The organism is Bifidobacterium vansinderenii, from assembly GCF_002234915.1.
GTDB classification, from domain to species: Bacteria; Actinomycetota; Actinomycetes; order Actinomycetales; family Bifidobacteriaceae; genus Galliscardovia; species Galliscardovia vansinderenii.
Window position 1 is genome coordinate 50576 of the sequence record NZ_NEWD01000038.1, and the last position, 16251, is coordinate 66826.

At 63.1% G+C, this 16251-nt stretch carries 14 protein-coding genes; 6 read left to right on the top strand and 8 right to left on the bottom strand.

Annotation, left to right across the window (positions count from 1 at the left end; all coding sequences use genetic code 11):
• Positions 1 to 32: 32 nt before the first annotated feature.
• The 5 genes from Tam10B_RS11080 to Tam10B_RS11100 form a co-directional block, all read right to left on the bottom strand.
• On the bottom strand, positions 33 to 749 hold the full coding sequence (locus tag Tam10B_RS11080; RefSeq protein ID WP_093961298.1) for an aspartate/glutamate racemase family protein: 717 nt from the start codon (positions 747 to 749) through the stop codon (positions 33 to 35).
• Positions 750 to 890: 141 nt separating this feature from the next.
• Positions 891 to 2126 (bottom strand): carboxylate--amine ligase, encoded by a 1236-nt coding sequence (locus tag Tam10B_RS11085; RefSeq protein WP_093961299.1) that lies wholly within the window; start codon positions 2124 to 2126, stop codon positions 891 to 893.
• 36 nt (positions 2127 to 2162) lie between these two features.
• Positions 2163 to 3743 carry a UDP-N-acetylmuramyl-tripeptide synthetase gene (murE, locus tag Tam10B_RS11090; protein WP_093961431.1) on the bottom strand — a complete coding sequence of 527 codons (1581 nt, stop codon included), beginning with the start codon at positions 3741 to 3743 and terminating at the stop codon, positions 2163 to 2165.
• A gap of 92 nt (positions 3744 to 3835) precedes the next feature.
• Positions 3836 to 5302, bottom strand: a complete 1467-nt coding sequence (locus tag Tam10B_RS11095) for a UDP-N-acetylmuramoyl-L-alanyl-D-glutamate--2,6-diaminopimelate ligase (RefSeq protein ID WP_093961300.1) — start codon at positions 5300 to 5302, stop codon at positions 3836 to 3838.
• A 201-nt stretch (positions 5303 to 5503) separates the two neighbouring features.
• Positions 5504 to 6250: an exonuclease domain-containing protein gene (locus Tam10B_RS11100; RefSeq protein WP_093961301.1), complete on the bottom strand. Its 747-nt coding sequence runs from the start codon at positions 6248 to 6250 to the stop codon at positions 5504 to 5506.
• Between the two features lie 113 nt (positions 6251 to 6363).
• Here Tam10B_RS11100 and Tam10B_RS11105 point away from each other — a divergent pair, with 113 nt between their 5' ends.
• Entirely contained in the window at positions 6364 to 7056 is a 693-nt protein-coding gene (locus Tam10B_RS11105) for a sigma-70 family RNA polymerase sigma factor (protein ID WP_198947601.1), read from the top strand.
• Positions 7053 to 7352, top strand: a complete 300-nt coding sequence (locus Tam10B_RS11110) for a hypothetical protein (protein WP_093961302.1) — start codon at positions 7053 to 7055, stop codon at positions 7350 to 7352. The genes Tam10B_RS11105 and Tam10B_RS11110 overlap by 4 nt, the downstream gene beginning before the upstream one ends.
• 202 nt (positions 7353 to 7554) lie before the next feature.
• On the opposite strand, the gene Tam10B_RS13860 is transcribed toward Tam10B_RS11110, so the two are convergent.
• Both Tam10B_RS13860 and Tam10B_RS11115 read right to left on the bottom strand, forming a co-directional pair.
• Positions 7555 to 7629: a 50S ribosomal protein bL37 gene (locus Tam10B_RS13860; RefSeq protein ID WP_369299097.1), complete on the bottom strand. Its 75-nt coding sequence runs from the start codon at positions 7627 to 7629 to the stop codon at positions 7555 to 7557.
• Positions 7630 to 7777: 148 nt separating this feature from the next.
• A complete protein-coding gene (locus Tam10B_RS11115; RefSeq protein ID WP_093961433.1) occupies positions 7778 to 8728 on the bottom strand; it encodes an aldose 1-epimerase family protein in 951 nt (316 codons plus the stop codon).
• A 219-nt stretch (positions 8729 to 8947) separates the two neighbouring features.
• On the opposite strand from Tam10B_RS11115, the gene Tam10B_RS11120 reads away from it, so the two are divergent.
• Positions 8948 to 9937 (top strand): 4-hydroxy-3-methylbut-2-enyl diphosphate reductase, encoded by a 990-nt coding sequence (locus Tam10B_RS11120; protein WP_093961303.1) that lies wholly within the window; start codon positions 8948 to 8950, stop codon positions 9935 to 9937.
• A 74-nt stretch (positions 9938 to 10011) separates the two neighbouring features.
• Positions 10012 to 11307 carry a double zinc ribbon domain-containing protein gene (locus tag Tam10B_RS11125; RefSeq protein ID WP_093961304.1) on the top strand — a complete coding sequence of 432 codons (1296 nt, stop codon included), beginning with the start codon at positions 10012 to 10014 and terminating at the stop codon, positions 11305 to 11307.
• A 30-nt stretch (positions 11308 to 11337) separates the two neighbouring features.
• Here Tam10B_RS11125 and ybaK read toward each other — a convergent pair whose 3' ends face one another.
• Complete coding sequence (gene ybaK / locus Tam10B_RS11130) at positions 11338 to 11847, bottom strand: Cys-tRNA(Pro) deacylase (protein ID WP_093961305.1); 510 nt, start codon at positions 11845 to 11847, stop codon at positions 11338 to 11340.
• A 181-nt stretch (positions 11848 to 12028) separates the two neighbouring features.
• Between ybaK and Tam10B_RS11135 the strand changes: the two genes are divergently transcribed.
• The gene (locus Tam10B_RS11135) at positions 12029 to 13519 is read left to right on the top strand and encodes an alpha/beta hydrolase (protein ID WP_093961306.1); all 1491 of its coding nucleotides are present in this window, start codon (positions 12029 to 12031) and stop codon (positions 13517 to 13519) included.
• Positions 13516 to 16143 (top strand): phosphatidylglycerol lysyltransferase domain-containing protein, encoded by a 2628-nt coding sequence (locus tag Tam10B_RS11140; RefSeq protein ID WP_233133706.1) that lies wholly within the window; start codon positions 13516 to 13518, stop codon positions 16141 to 16143. The genes Tam10B_RS11135 and Tam10B_RS11140 overlap by 4 nt, the downstream gene beginning before the upstream one ends.
• Positions 16144 to 16251 lie beyond the last annotated feature (108 nt).

The window sequence follows — 16251 nt, forward strand, 5'->3', positions numbered from 1 at the left end:
CTGATGAGTAAGATGATTCCGCGTCTACATGATCATCCGCGCAACGCCTTAGCGCGGGCGACGGTGTCGTCCACAAGAATGGCCTGCGCGTCGATGATCGGCATGTCCGGCATGGGGAACGCCTCGTTGAGCACGGACAGTTCGGTGCAGCCGAGAATCACCGTGTCGCAGCGGTAGTAGTTGAGCATGGTGTCGATGGCGGCCTCGTATCGTTCGCGATTGAGCTCGCCGGTGCCCTTCACGTCGTGGTAGATCAGATAGTCCACGCGATGCTGCATGCTCTCGTCCGGTTCGACGAACTCGTATCCCGCCTCCTCCACAGCCTTGCGGTACACGCCCGACGCGCGGGATCCCTCGGTGCCCATGAACCCGACGCGACGGTACTCGCCGGCGGGGTACAGGCGGCTCATGCGCCGTACCGCGCCACGCGGCATGTGCAGGATCGGCACGTCGGTGAGCGCCTGGAAACGGTCGTAGAAGTAATGGGCCGTGTTGCAGGTGAGCACGATGAAGCTCGCCCCCATGGCCGTGGCCTTCTCGATATCGTCGGCGATCACGGGGAAGGGGTCCTCCTGACTGCGGCCGAGAATGAACTCGGTACGGTCAGGCACGCTGGCGTCGTTGAACACCACATAGTCGAGGAATTCCTGATCGCGGTGCGCGTGCGTGGCCTGATTGACCAGACGCACGTAGCTTTCGGTGGCCAGGGATCCCATGCCGCCCAGAACAGCGAAAAACGGTCGTTTCATGTATGCTCCACTTGCCTTGTCCGCATGCCGTCGCGTCGGGATGATCGGGGGAGGATCCCGACGCGACGGCCACGTTCACGGTGATTGTCGGATGTATTGTCGAATTTGCCTGAGAAGCAATGATAGCAGCGCGGAATCCGTCTACTTCTTGACGAAGTACTTGGCGTAGCTCTTCTTGTAGATGGAGAACATGTGGCGGATCATGAGCCAGCGCAGCGGGTTCATATCCTTGGAGTACTCGAGCGTAGTGCCCCAGTTGCCCGCCTTGAGCATGGACTCTCCGCGGCGCTTGTCGTCGCCCTCGGCCACGTAGTCGGTGAAGATGGAGCGCGGGATCTCCAGCCACAGCTTGGATCCGCGTCCGAACACGGTGTTGCCGTCGAACGGCGTGTCCTCCACCAGATCCTCCACGAAGTACTTGGCCAGATTGAAGCCGTTGAGCGTGACGAAGTAGCTGGAGCGTCCCTGACGCAGGTTGATCTCGAACAGCTTGTACTTGCCGTCGCGTTCGTCGTACTTCATGTCGAAGTTGGCCACGCCCTCGTACTTGATGTCCTCGAGGAACGTCTTGATCGTGCGGAACACCTCCTCGTTGTAGTCGGGGATGATGGCCGCGTAGTTGCCGGCCGCCACGGGGGAGGGGTCCTCGAGCAGCGGGTGGCCGAGGAACATCATGCGCACCCGGTGATGCTTGTCCACGTAGGCGTTGAGCACGCGCATGCGGCTGTCGTCGCCGGGGATGAAGTCCTGGATCACCATCTCGGACGTGTATCCGGCGTCGTAGGCGCGCTTGATGATCGTCTCGAGCTCGGCCGGATCCTGGAAGATGTACGCCTTGCGACGGCCCTCGAAGTCGATGTTCAGCCATTCTACGCTGTTCGCCGGCTTCATGGCCACCGGGTAGTCGAACGGCAGATTGCGGTATTCGCCGGCGCGCACCTCGTCGACGGTCAGGGAGCGGGTCTTCGGATGCGGCAGATCGTACTGCTCGCAGATCTCATAGAACGTGGTCTTGTAGGCGAGGCGGCGTGACAGACGAATGTCGAGCGTGTTGTACACGAAGTACTTGCGCAGATCGTCGCCGCACTGGCTGAGCAGGTTTGCATACACGTCGCCGCAGGGGATGAGCAGCAGCGTACGATCCGGGTCCTCGGCCTTCATACGCTTGCCCAGATCGAGCATGAAGTCACGGAACTTCACGAAGTTGTTGAAATCGTCCACGATGTGCACGTTGACGATCTTGCTGAACTTGGTGGGGCTCAGCTGGAAGTACGCGTACGCATCCGACACGATGCCGTACTCCTCATGGAACGCGCGGGCCATACCGTACACGTTGATGTCGCTGCCCAGCAGAATCGGCTGGAATTTCTTCGCCATGATGTGTTGTTGTCCTCTCCTTGGGAACGGTGTGTTTCAGTCCAGTCCGAGCTCACGGCGCACGATCGTAGCGTCGCCGGGCCAGTATACGGCCTTGCCGTCGATGATGTTGCGCGTCTCGTGGCCCTTGCCGATCACGAGCACGATGTTGAACCGTCCGTCACGGTCGACGGATTCGCGCGCCTCGCGGATCGCGGTGACGATCGCCTGTTCGCGGTCCACGATGATCTGCACCCTGGCCGATTCGTCGCTGACGAACGACGCCATCTCCTCGCAGATCTTGCGCGGATCCTCGAAGTTCGGATCGTCCAGCGTGAAGACGAACGACTCGGCACGCCCCAGCGCACCCTTGACGATGCCCTCGCGCCGGTCGATCGCCTTGCCGCCCGTCGTGCCGGCTACCAGCGTGATGCGCGGATCGCGCTCGCCGTACACGCGCAGCATCTCATCGACCAGAGCCTTGGTCGACAGATAGTTGTGCGCGAAGTCCACGTATACGTGCAGTCCGTTGTCTCCCACGAACCGTTCCATGCGGCCGGGAACCTGCACACGTTCGATCGCGTGCATCGCCGGATCGTCGAACGGCACGCCGACGCGCAGCGCAAGCGCCACGGCCGAAGCGGCATTGAGGAAGTTGAATTCGCCGAGCATGTCCAGCTCGAACGACTGCGTACCGCCCTGATAGACAAGATCGAATCCGGTCTTACGACTCGGATCGGGTGTCATGATCACGTCGACGTTGGTCTGCGATTCATGGCCGCCGTCCGCGGCATCGATGCCAAACGTCGTCACCGCCACGTCATGGCGTTCGGCATCCTGCAGCAGCAGGCCGAGATGATCGCTGTCCGCGCCGATCACCATGGCGCGGCTGTTGGCGATGATCTGGCGCTTGCAGTGGAAGTAGTCCTCGAAGGTGGGGTGCTCGATGGGGCTGATGTGGTCGGGGCTGATGTTGAGGAAGGCGCCGACGTCGAAGGTGAGCCCGTGGACGCGGTGGACCTTGTAGGCCTGGGAGCTGACCTCCATGACGAGGTATTTCATGCCGTTGTCGACCGCCGTGCGCATCATGCGGAACGCATCCAACGACTCCGGCGTGGTCAGATGCGACGGCTCCCACGTGCGGCCGTCAAGACAGACGGCGATGGAGCTCATCATCGCCGCATGACCGTCGGAATACGCGTTGAGGATCGCATGCGCGAAGTAGTTGGTGGTGGTCTTGCCCTTGGTGCCGGTGATGCCCACCACGGTCAGGGAGTCCTGCGGGCGGCCGAAGAACTCCGCCGACAGCAGGCTCATCGCCTTGTGCACGTCGTTCACGATCAGGCCAGGGGCCGCGGTACGGTCCTCGTAGTCGGTTTCCGCCACATAGCAGGAGAGTCCCTTGTCGTCGATGCCGTCCAGGAATTCGGGCTCGAAGCGACCCTTGACGAACAGCAGACTCCCGGGCCGTACCTCACGGGTGTCATAGGTAATGCCGGTGAATGGCGTCTCACTATGCGGCAGGTCATGCGCGTTAAGTGTCCATGCGTCTCCGACGATGATCTCGCGCAGCAGTCCATGCCGGGCGAGCAGGTCCACGGCCGAAGCCAGACACAATCCGGAACGATTCGATTCCATGGGCATACGGTCCTCTTCCTAGATATCCGTCGTGCACGTCACAACCACATCGACACGCACGACGGATATTCTACAGCGACCGTATGGCGCCGTCACTCCTGTGCGTCGAACAGGCGGGCGATCAGACGGTCGTCGCCCTCGTAGGCCACATGGCGGTTGTGGTCCTTGATCCAACGTTCGTCGCCCTTGCCGATCAGCAGCAGAACATTCAGCCGATCCTGGCGCTCGCGTGCGCGGTCCACCGCCCAGGTTACGGCCTCGGTGCGATCCACGATGATCGTGGACGCCACGTTCGGGTCGGTGATGTACCCCTGCATCTGATTGCAGATGTCGAGATACGGTTCGGTGTCGCTGTCCTCGGTGGTGAACACGAACTGGTCGATGCGCGACTGCGCCGCGTTGACGATGCCGTCGCGACGGTCGTATGCCTTGTTGCCGGCCGAACCGGTGACCAGCGTGACATGCGGGTGACGCTCGCCGAAGCGCTTGTCCACGAAGTCGAGCAGCGCGTTCACGCTGGCGTAGTTGTGCGCGTAGTCGACGATCGCCACCGTGTCGCTGTGCGTGTCGTGGAACTGCTCCATACGGCCGGCGATGCGCACGGTGTCCATGGCGTGCAGGGCAGGATCGTCGTCCGGCACACCAATCACATGGGCGATCGCCAGCGCGGCGGACGCGTTCGCATAGTTGAAGTCGCCGTCGATGGCCAGATCATGGGATGCCATCACCTGTTCGCGTGGCGCGGTCTCGGTCACGTCGATGCCGGCGCGGGCCGCGTCCTGACGGATCAGATCGGCGTGTGCGCAGCCTTCACCAAGTACGAGAGCGCGGCTGTTGGCGATGATCTGGCGCTTGCAGTGGAAGTAGTCCTCGAAGGTGGGGTGCTCGATGGGGCTGATGTGGTCGGGGCTGATGTTGAGGAAGGCGCCGACGTCGAAGGTGAGCCCGTGGACGCGGTGGACCTTGTAGGCCTGGGAGCTGACCTCCATGACGAGGTATTTCATGCCGTTGTCGACCGCCGTGCGCATCATGCGGAACGCATCCAACGACTCCGGCGTGGTCAGTTCGGATTCCTCGTAGTGCTTGCCGTCGAGGCAGTTGTCCACCGACGAGAAGAGGGCGGCCTTGCCACCGGACCAGGCGTTGAGCACGGCCTGAGTGAAGTACGCGGTGGTGGTCTTGCCCTTGGTGCCGGTGATGCCTACCACGGTCAGGGAGTCCTGGGGGCGGCCGAAGAACTCCGCCGACAGCAGGCTCATCGCCTTGCGGGCGTCGTCGACGATCAGGCCGGTGGCGTCGGTGTGCTCGGAGAAGTCGGTTTCCGCCACATAGCAGGCGAGTCCGGCCTTGTTGGCGGCCGTCAGATACTCGGCCTTGAAGCGGCCCTTGCAGAACAGCAGCGTGGTGGCGTCCACGGCCCGGGAGTCATAGGTGACCGCGGTGAATTCGATGTTATCGAAATCCTGCGGATCGAGCGACCAGCGATCGTTCTGGATGATTTCTCGAAGCAGACCATGCTGGTCGAGCAGACGGGCGGCGGATGCGAGTGAGAGCGTCATGGTTTCCATTGTTCCTGACTGGAGTTACGGATGATCGGTGAATCCGTCCGGCGGTGGTTCGGGTTATGCCCGTGCCGCCGGAACCGGTGACAGTGTATCTCCGCGCACGTTCAAGAACGCTGGGAACATCGTGGTAATTCTGTGATGATCCCTTCTGCTCTCTGGACTTTTCGATGAATGTCCGGCCGAGGGTCGATCGCTTTACTCGAACCAGCCGCCGATGATCGGGGTGCGTCCCTTGGAGGTGAGCCACTGGTTGAACGAGTCCCTCCAGCGACGGTAGGCGTCGCGCTGCCAGTCCATGAGCTCGCCGAGCGTCAGCCGTCCGGTCTGAGGATAGAGACGGGTGATCGGTGCGATCAGGTCCACCGCGGCCGTGGTGTCGGCAGTGGCGTTGTGGAAGTCACCACGCGGTTCCACGCCGTAGTAGAACGTGGTGTCGGTCAGCGTGCGCTTGCCCTTGCGGTGCGAGATCTCGCGGTCGATCACCAGCGGATCCACCACGACGGGTTCACAGTCCAAACGGTCACGCAGCGATTGCAGTCCCCAACGGGCAAGATCACCCTCGAGCATGTCCACGTCGAACGGGGCGTTGTAGGCGAGCAGCGGAATGCCATGACGCTGCGCCTCGGCGATGATCCCGGCAATCGTCTCCAGCACCTCCGTGGGTTCGCCGCCATGCTCCTGCAGGAACTCGTCGGTGAATCCGTTCACACGGCTTGCGGCGGGGGAGACCGGACGATGCGGATTGATCAGCCATTCGCCGATCACGTCGCCCGCATAGCCTTTGGCCGGGTCGCGTAGCACCAGGGACGCCGAGCAGATGGCGTCGCGACCTGCGGTCACGCCCGTGGTTTCGGTGTCGAACCCCAGCAGCCATGAGTCGGCCAGTGTCTGATCTGCGGTCTGATTCGGTGCGGCTTCGATCGCCGTAAGCAATTCGGTCATGCCTTGTATTGTCTGCGGTCTCAACGACAAAGAACGGCCGATGACCGGGGTTTCGCGGTTCTCAGGCATGCCCGTGGCACAATGGAATGGTGGTTGACAACAAGACTCCAGACATGACGGACGGGGACAGGCGCGCCGAATTCGAGGCGCTGGCCATGCCCGTGGTGGACGGCCTCTACCGTCAGGCGATGAAGCTGACCAACAATCCCGAGGACGCACAGGATCTGGTGCAGGACACCTTCGAACGAGGATTCAAGAACTTCGACTCGTTCACGACGGGCACCAACTTCGCGGCATGGATGACCACCATCGAACGCAACCTGTACTTCAACCAGTATCAGAAGGCGAAACGGCGCCCCCAACGTGCCAACGACTCGACCGGCGAATACGACGACTGGGACATCTACTCCGCATCCGAGCACAGCGGCGAGGGACTCAAATCCGCCGAGCAGACTTATTGGGACGCCTTTGCTCCCGAGGAGATCATGGCCGCGCTGAACAAACTCAGTCCGGAACGCCGTCAGGTGTTCATCGATGCCGCCATCGACGGCAAGTCGTACCAGCAGGTGGCAGACGAGCAGGGCGTAAAGATCGGCACGGTGATGAGTCGTCTCAACAGGGCCCGCACCCAGCTCAAGCACGAGCTGGAAAGCTATGCCCGGGAACGCGGGTACGGCAAGACCGCCGTTTCACCGAACGCGAACTCCAAAGGCGACGATTCGGGCGATAATGGACGTAGGAAGCGATCGCATGCCGGTCGACGGAAAACGATCGCCGGCCATGCCGTAGGGAAGGAGCGCTCATGAACGGTCAGATCGAACGCCATACCAGCGTCAGCATCACGAGCGACCCCAACGGTGCGCTCCGCCACGCGACGATCACCCAGACCGTGGTCAACGTCACGCCCGCCCCGGCGGTTCCGGTACCAGCCGCGCCCGAGGGATTTGCGTCATCGGACGGTGGATGCTTCGACATCAACACCTGTTGCGACGATCGGGAGAAGGCCATGATCGAGATGCTGCGGGCCTATCTGCGTCCCGCCGGCGCCCCCGAATGCTTGATCGAACGTCTTCACCAGTGCCTGCGCAACGACGCCGACTGACCGTGTAGCGTTGTGTGCTCCGCGTGCTTCCTCCTCCGCGGGGTCTGACTTTTTTATTGTTGTGCTCCCTCCATGGGAGGGAGCTGGCCGACGAAGTCGGACTGAGGGAGGGCTGAAACCTCCGCCTACGAATTACAAAAAAGAACCCCGGACGCATATCGCGTTCCGGGGTTCTTTCGCTTGGAAAAGCCTGCCTTGAAGATCAGGCATTCGGCCTCTTGCCGTGGTTTGCAGCCTTCTTACGGCGGTCACGACGCAGACGTCCGCGCTTGCCCATGATGGACTCCTTTACTGATGATGAAATAAGCCTGATGGATTATCCCATATTTGCGCGACAAACACAACTCAGGGTCAACCCATGGTTCATTCTCCGGTCATTCGGCAACGGGCTCGACGGATGCGGTGCACGCCGGCCGCCCGTGATGTCACAGGCTTGCGCTGATGAACAGCTTGCTCGTGAACGTCTCGCCGGGCTTGATGCTCACCAGATCAATGCCGGTGTTGAAGGTGTTCGCGTACGCGGTCTGCGGCTCCACCGCGGTGCCGGCCGGGTGCATGAACGCGGGGAAGCCGGTGCCGGTGCACACCTGGAACGAGGTGATGGTCTCGTCGCCGCCCACCTTGACGGTCAGGCCGTCGGGGCGCGTGAACGTGGCGGTCACGGTGCCGTCGGCGTCATGATGCAGATCGGTCCAGGCGTCGTCGAACGGCTGGTCCACCAGCAGCGGACCCTGGCGCAGATCGTACTTGGTGCCGTCCACGGATTCGGTACCGGTGGGGATCAGGTTCTCGTCCACGGTCACGTGCGTGTCGCCGGGCACGGTCAGATGGCACTGCGCGTTGGCGCCGTCGATCTCATCGCCGTAGCCGTTGAAGCCGTTGTCGAGCCACGGGTGGATGGCCATCGCCCACGGGGCGTTGATGTCGCCGTTGTTGTAGGCGCTCACGGTGACGTGCATGCCGTCCTCGTCCAGCTCATGCGTGCAGGTGACCAGCAGGTCGAACGGGTAGCCGTTCATGTTCGGCACGCGCCACGTCTGCGTGACGGAGGACTCGGTGAGCGTCTCGAGGTTCCAGAAGGAACGGTAGCCGTAGCCGTGAATGGCGTTGTTGCGGTCATGCTCGTCGATGGGCAGCTCGTAGGTCTTGCCCTCGAACGTGTACTTGCCGTCCTTGATGCGGTTGGGGAACGGGATGAGCAGCTGACCCTGGCAGCAGGTGATCGGATCGTCGGGGCCGAGCGGCACGATCACGTTCTTGCCCTTGTAGGTAATCTTGCGCATCGTGGAGCCAAGTTCGGTGATCACGGCCTCGTAGTCGCCGTATGAGATCGAGTACTGCTGACCGGTGCGCGGCGGCAGGTTCTTGATTGCCATATCCATCACTCCCATAGTGAACGTCCATGCGAACGCATGTCGATTGGTCGTTGCGATAACCGAAATGTTACCGCTCTCATAAGTGTACCCCTTCGGTCCGGAACCATGCCGGACCTGATGTTCCAACGGTGAATCACACATCACGCCGCTCTTCCTCTTCGCCGCGATGCCTTACCATGGGTTGCAGTTCGCACGGCAACGATAGGAAAGGCTGTATTCATGGGCAAGGGCATTGTACTGGCGGATCCGCGCGGCTTCTGCGCCGGAGTCGACCGCGCCATCCAGACCGTCGAGACGATTCTCAAGGCGGCCAAAAGCGATGCCACCGAACGCCCGCAGGGTCTTCCCCCCGTATACGTGCGACGTCAGATCGTGCACAATCGCCACGTGGTGGGAGACCTCGCCGCCCAGGGCGCGGTGTTCGTGGAGGAGCTCGACGAGATCCCCGACGAGGCCGTGGCCGCCGGCATCCCCGTCGTGTTCTCCGCTCACGGCGTATCCCCGGCCATCCAGCACGAGGCCTCTCGGCGTGGCATGCACGTGGTGGACGCCACATGCCCGCTGGTCAGCAAAGTGCATCGCGAGGTGCTGCGCTACGTCAAAGACGGCTACGAGATCGTCTACATCGGGCATCGCGGCCACGACGAGGCCGTGGGCGTGGTGGGGGAGTCCCCGGAACATGTCCATTTGATCGAGCATGCCGACGACGTGAACGGGCTCGACTTTCCGCCCGACTCGAAGCTCATCTACCTGTCCCAGACCACGCTGTCGATCGACGAAACCCGTGCGGTGATCGAAGCGCTCAAGGCGCGATTCCCCTGGATCATCGAGCCGCCGAGCTCCGACATCTGCTACGCCACACAGAACAGGCAGACCGCCGTCAAATCCGTGGCCGAGAAGTCCGACTGCGTGGTCGTGGTTGGTTCGGCGAATTCGTCGAACTCGGTGCGGCTCATGGAGGTGGCGGAACAGGCGCTCGCGGGCCGTGGACGCGCCTGGCGTGTGGATGATGCGAGCGAGCTCGACCCGGCATGGTTCGAACACGCCTCCTCGGTGGGCGTGACCTCCGGTGCGTCCGTGCCTGAGGCGCTGGTCTCCGGTGTGGTGACGGCGCTGAAATCCATGGGGTACGAGGACGTGTCGTACGTGACCACCACCAAGGAGAAGATGCACTTCGTGCTGCCGGCCGAACTGCGTCGCGCTCATTGAACGGACATCCGTCCATGTCGTTCGCCTTTCGTTCTACAATGTCCAGCGATTGTCGTTGAGGGATTGGAGAGGCGATGAAGTGCGATCAATGTGGAGTTGCCTGCGAAGACAATGACGTGTTCTGTCCCAACTGCGGTGCCCCGATAGAGGCGCCGAAGAAGAACGAGCCGGAACCCGTATCTAATCCGGCTCCCAAGGCTTCCTCGGACTCGGCTCAGGGCGCCACCCCGGTCATGAATCCGGTGAATTCCGTGGAAGGTGGGGTCGGAACAGGAGCCGCCGCCGGCATGTCGAGTACCTGTCCGGTCTGCGGTCGTGCCCTCGACCCCGATGAGGTGTTCTGCAGTGGATGTGGTGCCCGAATTCCCGGCGCCGCGGCTCCGGCGGTGACGGTGGCCCAGCCCGGTGCGGTAGGCGGACAGCCGGGCATGGTTGCCGGCACTGCGGCGAAGAACAAGATGCCTGCGCTGACGATCGCTCTGATCGCCGCTCTGATCGTGGTGGTGATCTTCGCCGCCGTGGCCCTGTTCGGCGGCAAGGGCAATTCAACTAACGGCACGGCTGGTTCGACCGCATCCGAACAACAGGGATCGTCTTCGTCGTCCGCCTCTTCAGCTGGAGGATCGTCGACCTGCAGCACTGCCCCCAAGGCGACCGTCGCCACGATCGACACGATGAACGACTACTTGGTTGCCGCCGTGCACTTCTCCTCGTCCTGCTCGGGGTCATCCAAGGACGTCTTCGGCGCGAATAACACCGAGATCAAGCTCTCCGACTCCGACGGGCTGGTGGCATCCGCCGTGTTCGATTTCTCATCCGACCCCGTGGACATCTCCTCGTCGGCGGCGCAGGCCCGTCTCGCCTTCGCCTCGAACCAGTACTGGCGAGTGCCCGAGCAGATCGACGCCACCGACCTGACCGTGACCGTGAGCACGGCCACCGCGGCCGACGGCTCGCCGTCCTCGCCCGCTAGCGGCGTGATGGCCGGTGCCAATGCCATGAATAACGACGACCGTGAATCCGCGGCGCAACAGGCTCTGGAAAACCAGATCGACCACGACAAGTCCGCGGCGTCCGGCTTCTACTACACGTACACCACGCAGCTGTCGAGCAAGCGGCTCAACCTCGATGCGGAAGGCAAGGTCTGGTCGTATCAGAACATCTGGGCGGAATATCTCGGATTCAAGAGCCGTTACCCGAACGCCCTGCTGATCTGGTCGAACGACTATCCCACGTACACCAAGAAGGGGCCGAGCGAATACTACGTCACCCTGTCCGGCGAATCATTCTCCTCAACGGACGACGCCGCCAGCTGGTGCTCGGCCAACGGCTACGATTCCGACCACTGCATCCCCGTCGACCTGTCCTGAGACCGAGTCTCGTCACGTGACGATCGAATCTCACCACGTGGCGATCGGCGCGGTGACGGCGCCCAGCACGGCGATCAGATCCTTCGGAGCCACACCGATGCTCAGTCCACGCTTGCCTCCGGAGACCAGCATCTCGTCGAAGGCAAGCGCTCCCTCGTCGATCACCGTGCGATGATGCGTTTTCTGACCGAGCGGTGAAATGCCACCCACCACGTAACCGGTCTGCCGCATGGCCTTCTTCGGATCGGCCATCTGTGCCTTCTTCGCGCCCACAGCCGCGGCCAGCGCCTTCATGTCCAGATGGCCGCTCACCGGCACCACGGCGGTCACCAGCTCGTCGCCGGTGTCGGCCAGCAGCGTCTTGTACACCTGATGCTGGTCGTAGCCGAGCTTCGTGGCGGCCTCCACGCCATAGCCGTCGTCCATATGATCGTTGGAATGTTCGTACTCGTGCAGGGTGAACGCCACTCCCGCGTTCTCCAGCTGCAGCGTGGCGGGTGTGGATCCCTTGCCTTTGGCGTTCTTTGCTTTCTTTGACATGCCTTCAGTAATACCCGCAACGGTCAACTGCGCCATGTCGTACGCCATGCCGGCGTTGCGTCGGTCAAATCAATCCTGAGGATGATGACTATGATGCCGTGCCGGGCCTATCGTTTCTGGGTTGGAAAATCCATATCGACGATATAGGGCATGCGCGTGACGAAACGGGAGGTGATCCGGCGTGCGTTCGAGGTGGGTTCGTGAGCTGTTGCGCATCCGCATCGACTCGGGATGGCTGCCGGTCGGACTATTCGTACTGGTATGCATCGGCATGATCGTATTGCTCGTGCTGTCGTTCGGCGCCACAGCCGGCAACGACGCATCGGGCGACGATGACGAATCGAAACAGAACGGGGAGGCGAGACGACGGTCGTTCGCGATCGGTGGTCCGTTCGCGCTCGCCGGCCATCGGGCATGGTGGATGCCGGCGGGTGTGGTGCTTGGATTCGTCGGCGGCTTCGGCATCGCGTTCCTGTTGGATCGTCTGCTGGTGTTCGGAGTGGAGCTTGGCATCAAGGTCGATCTCGTCATCGGCCTCGGATGCGCGATCGTCGGCGCTCTCGTCGCGGCCGTCATGCTGTTTCGCGGCCGCCGTCGTGTGCTGGCCGCCACGCTCATACCATTCGCCGTGCTGTCCTGCGTCATGAACGTCAACGGCGTGTACGGGGAGTATCCCACAGTGGGCAGCGTGCTCGGCATTTCGACGTTCCGTGAATTCGACCCCGCGACGATCCACCGCGCCACGACCACGGTCGAACAGTGGAACGCGGCCGCGGAACGGGGGAGCGCGCCCCAGGCGCCAAAACACGGCATGGTGGCCTCGGTGTTCATTCCGGCCACCGAGTCGGGATTCCGCGCCCGTGCCGCCGTCGTGTACCTGCCGCCCGCCGCATTGGTCGACAACCCGCCGGAACTGCCGGTGTTCATCATGATGGCCGGACAGCCCGGCAGCCCCGACAGGGCATTCCTCGCCGGACACCTCAAGGAGATCTTCGACGACTATGCGGCGGCCCATCATGGGCTCGCCCCCATCGTCGTCTCTCCGGACCAGCTCGGCAATGCCTTCCATAACACGCTGTGTGTGGACTCGAGCAAGTACGGCAATGCGGAGACCTATCTCACCCGTGACGTCACCAACTGGATTACGAGCACCCTGCCCGTCGAGACCGACGCCGACCACTGGGCCATCGGCGGATTCTCACAGGGCGGCACCTGCACGATCCAACTCGGACCGTCGCATCCCGACCTGTACGGCCACATGTTCACCGTGGGCGCCGAACTCGGTCCGCACAACGGCAGTGAGCAGTCGATGATCCGCACGTTCTTCAACGGCGACGAGCAGGCCTACCGCCGGCACGTACCGATCGACATCATGCGTGCCCGCGGGCATTCGAGCCAGACGCTGATCATGTCAGCCGGCGAGCTGGACGACGAATCCGTGTCGAACATCACCCAGGTGGCCGGCGTGGCCCAGGGCATCGGCATGGACGTGACCACGTTCGTGGTGACCGGCACCGGACACGACTGGCATACCGTGCAGTCCGCGTTGCGGGCGAGCGTCGATCGCCTCGGCGCGCAACTGGGCCTTGGCGGCGAGGCCCGACCATTGCAGGACTTCAACAACATACGGCCGCTTGATGTGGCGACGATCTCACGGGAGGAGGAACGATGAGCGATACCGCGGCAGTCAATTCCAGAACGGACGAACCGACCAGACCCAACGAGCCGAAACGGACGGAAGGACCGGGAAAGCGGGGGAATCCGAAAACGGGCGGAACGGATCGGAGCCTGTCCCGCTCGCTCGGCCCGGTGATGCGGGACGTGACCGGATGGGTGCGGTCCCATCCGCTCACCGTGTCGTTCGCCGCCGGTGTTCTGGCACTCAATCTGGCCTTCGTCGTATGGGCGGCGGTCACGAACGGCGTGTTCCCACCGCAGCTGGCGCGTATCAGCTACGACAAGCTCGGCCAGGGCCTGCTGGTCGTGGTGCCGTTCGCCCTGCTGCTCGTCATGCACCCGCTGCGACTGCTGCTTGACATTCCCGCCCTGCTGGCGGCCGGATCGGTGGCCGAATCCCGGTTCGGGGCTGCAAAGACCGCGTGGATCGCGCTGATCTGCTCGATCGGCGGCATCGCGGCGGGCATGGGCGTATCCGTCGCGGTGAACGGGCATAGCGCGGCATGGCAGTCCATGGCGCAGCTGGGCACTGTGCTCGGCCCGCTCGCCGTGGCCGTAGGCCCCCTTATGGCGGCGAGCGCATTCACCTCGCTGCTGTGGCGTCACCGCATCCGCGTGGTCGGCTATGCGATCGTGGCCGCGCTCGTGCTCTACCGCGGCGAGCCCGGAGACTACTGCATTCTCGCGGCCGCGCTGTTCGGCCACCTGCTCGGCTATCTCATGGCGCAACGCGACGAGGAGCACATGCAGTGGAACCACGGCACCGTGTTCGAGACGCGCCGCATGCTGGGCATCGTCTCCGCGGTGTTCGCGCTTGGACCCTTGGTGGCCATGTCGTCGCCGATCCACCACGGTCCGCTCTCCACGCTCGGCCTGCTGCTCGGGCCGAACTCGCTCGACAACACCCGCCTGCAGCAGTGTCTCAATGGAGCCAACTCCATGGACTGCTTCGTGCAGTATCGTCTGCAGCGGCTTTCCATGCCGGGCGGCATCATCGTCTCCCTGCTGCCGTGCGCGTTCATGCTGGTCGTCTCCTGGGGCCTGTTCAAGGGGCGCCGACTCGCCGCGTGGACCAGCATCATTGCCAACATCGGCACCGCGGCGCTGGCCATGATCTACTATCTCGTATTCCCGCTCGCGCAGTCGCCGGACGGCATGCGCGCCCTGATCACTCACGGCGCATGGCGCTCTGCGCTGTTCACTGCCCTGCTGCCGATCGTATTCGTCGTTGCCGTGGGCATGTCCATGCGATGCTTCCGTCTGCGCACCAGCGCGCGGCGGCTGACGATGGCCCTGGGCGGCTCGATCGGCGTCCTCCTCGCGCTCTGCGCGGCATATATGATCGTCGGACTGACCCGGCCGAACGAGTTCACCATCCGTCCGGGCGTGGGACTGCTGGTCGAGGAGCTTCCCCGCCGGTTCCTGCCCATCGGATTCCTCAACGAGGTCACGCCGGACTTCCTGCCTCGGACGCACACCATCGCATCCGTGGTTTATCAGGGCGTCGGGCCGGTGTTCTGGATCGTGGCTGTTCTCGCCGCGCTCTGGTGCTTCACCGACTCCGCTCTGGAGGGTCACGAGGCGCAGGCCAGGGCCTCGAAGCTCGTGGAGATCGATGGCGAATCCATGTCGTTCATGGGAACCTGGGACGGCAACCGCTACTGGTTCTCGCCGTCCGGCCGGTCGGTGATCGCCTATCGCGTGGAGCATGGCATCGCCCTGACCGTCACCGGACCGTTCGGCGACCGCGCCGAATGGGAGCAGGACTTCAGGGACTTCATCGCCTACTGTGCCGAACAGTCGTGGACGCCGGTGTTCTACAGCGTGCACGCCGAACAGCGGGATCTGCTCGCCTCGCTCGGATGGCAGTCTCTGGACGTCGGCACCGAGATGGTGGTGTTGCCCGCGCAGTGGCAGACCCGTGGCAAGAAGTGGCAGGACGTGCGCACCGCCATCAACAAGGCGAAGCGCGACGGCGTCACCGACGTGCTCACCACGTTCGAGCAGGCCCCGCTGAGCGTGCAGTCCCAGATCATGGACATCTCCGAACAGTGGGCCGAGGAGAAGTCGCTGCCCGAGATGAAGTTCACCCTCGGCGGCGTGGAGGAGCTGCTCGACCCGCGCGTGCGACTGCTGTGCGCCGTGGACGCCGACGGAACCGTGCAGGCAGTGACCAGCTGGCTGCCCACCTGGCGCGATGGCCGGATCGTCGGATGGACGCTCGACTTCATGCGGCACCGCCCCGACAGCGCCAACGGCGTGATGGAGTTCCTCATCGCCCGCATGGCCGAACGGCTCAAGGAGGAGGGCGCCGAGTTCATGAGCCTGTCCGCCGCCCCACTCGCCGGCATCAGCGTGATGGAGCTCGAGAATCAGAGCGCCGGCGTCGAGTTCCTGCAGCATGTGCTCATGGCCGTGGCCGACATCATCGAGCCCGTGTACGGATTCCATTCGCTGTTCCGCTTCAAGAAGAAGTTCCAGCCGCAGGAGCAGGGCGTGTACATCTGCTACCCCGATTCCGCCAAGCTCGTGCAGATCGCGCTCGCCGTGGTGCAGAGCTATCTGCCGGGCATGAAACCCGCCGATGTGATGCGCTTCGTGAAGGCGCTGCGCGACTGAGTGCGCGATAGGGAACATGACGTCGATCGTTTGCCGTTCCGTCCGTCGGTCTGGACGACAGACGACACGTCGACGACAAATGGACAAACTTTCAGCTGAAACCCCCAA

Excerpts from the sequence above, each read along its gene's own strand:
- Tam10B_RS11080 (WP_093961298.1), bottom strand. The coding sequence starts at position 749 with ATGAAACGACCGTTTTTCGCTGTTCTGGGCGGCATGGGATCCCTGGCC.
- Tam10B_RS11085 (WP_093961299.1), bottom strand. The coding sequence starts at position 2,126 with ATGGCGAAGAAATTCCAGCCGATTCTGCTGGGCAGCGACATCAACGTG.
- murE (WP_093961431.1), bottom strand. The coding sequence starts at position 3,743 with ATGGAATCGAATCGTTCCGGATTGTGTCTGGCTTCGGCCGTGGACCTG.
- Tam10B_RS11095 (WP_093961300.1), bottom strand. The coding sequence starts at position 5,302 with ATGACGCTCTCACTCGCATCCGCCGCCCGTCTGCTCGACCAGCATGGT.
- Tam10B_RS11100 (WP_093961301.1), bottom strand. The coding sequence starts at position 6,250 with ATGACCGAATTGCTTACGGCGATCGAAGCCGCACCGAATCAGACCGCA.
- Tam10B_RS11105 (WP_198947601.1), top strand. The coding sequence starts at position 6,364 with ATGACGGACGGGGACAGGCGCGCCGAATTCGAGGCGCTGGCCATGCCC.
- Tam10B_RS11110 (WP_093961302.1), top strand. The coding sequence starts at position 7,053 with ATGAACGGTCAGATCGAACGCCATACCAGCGTCAGCATCACGAGCGAC.
- Tam10B_RS11115 (WP_093961433.1), bottom strand. The coding sequence starts at position 8,728 with ATGGCAATCAAGAACCTGCCGCCGCGCACCGGTCAGCAGTACTCGATC.
- Tam10B_RS11120 (WP_093961303.1), top strand. The coding sequence starts at position 8,948 with ATGGGCAAGGGCATTGTACTGGCGGATCCGCGCGGCTTCTGCGCCGGA.
- Tam10B_RS11125 (WP_093961304.1), top strand. The coding sequence starts at position 10,012 with ATGAAGTGCGATCAATGTGGAGTTGCCTGCGAAGACAATGACGTGTTC.
- ybaK (WP_093961305.1), bottom strand. The coding sequence starts at position 11,847 with ATGTCAAAGAAAGCAAAGAACGCCAAAGGCAAGGGATCCACACCCGCC.
- Tam10B_RS11140 (WP_233133706.1), top strand. The coding sequence starts at position 13,516 with ATGAGCGATACCGCGGCAGTCAATTCCAGAACGGACGAACCGACCAGA.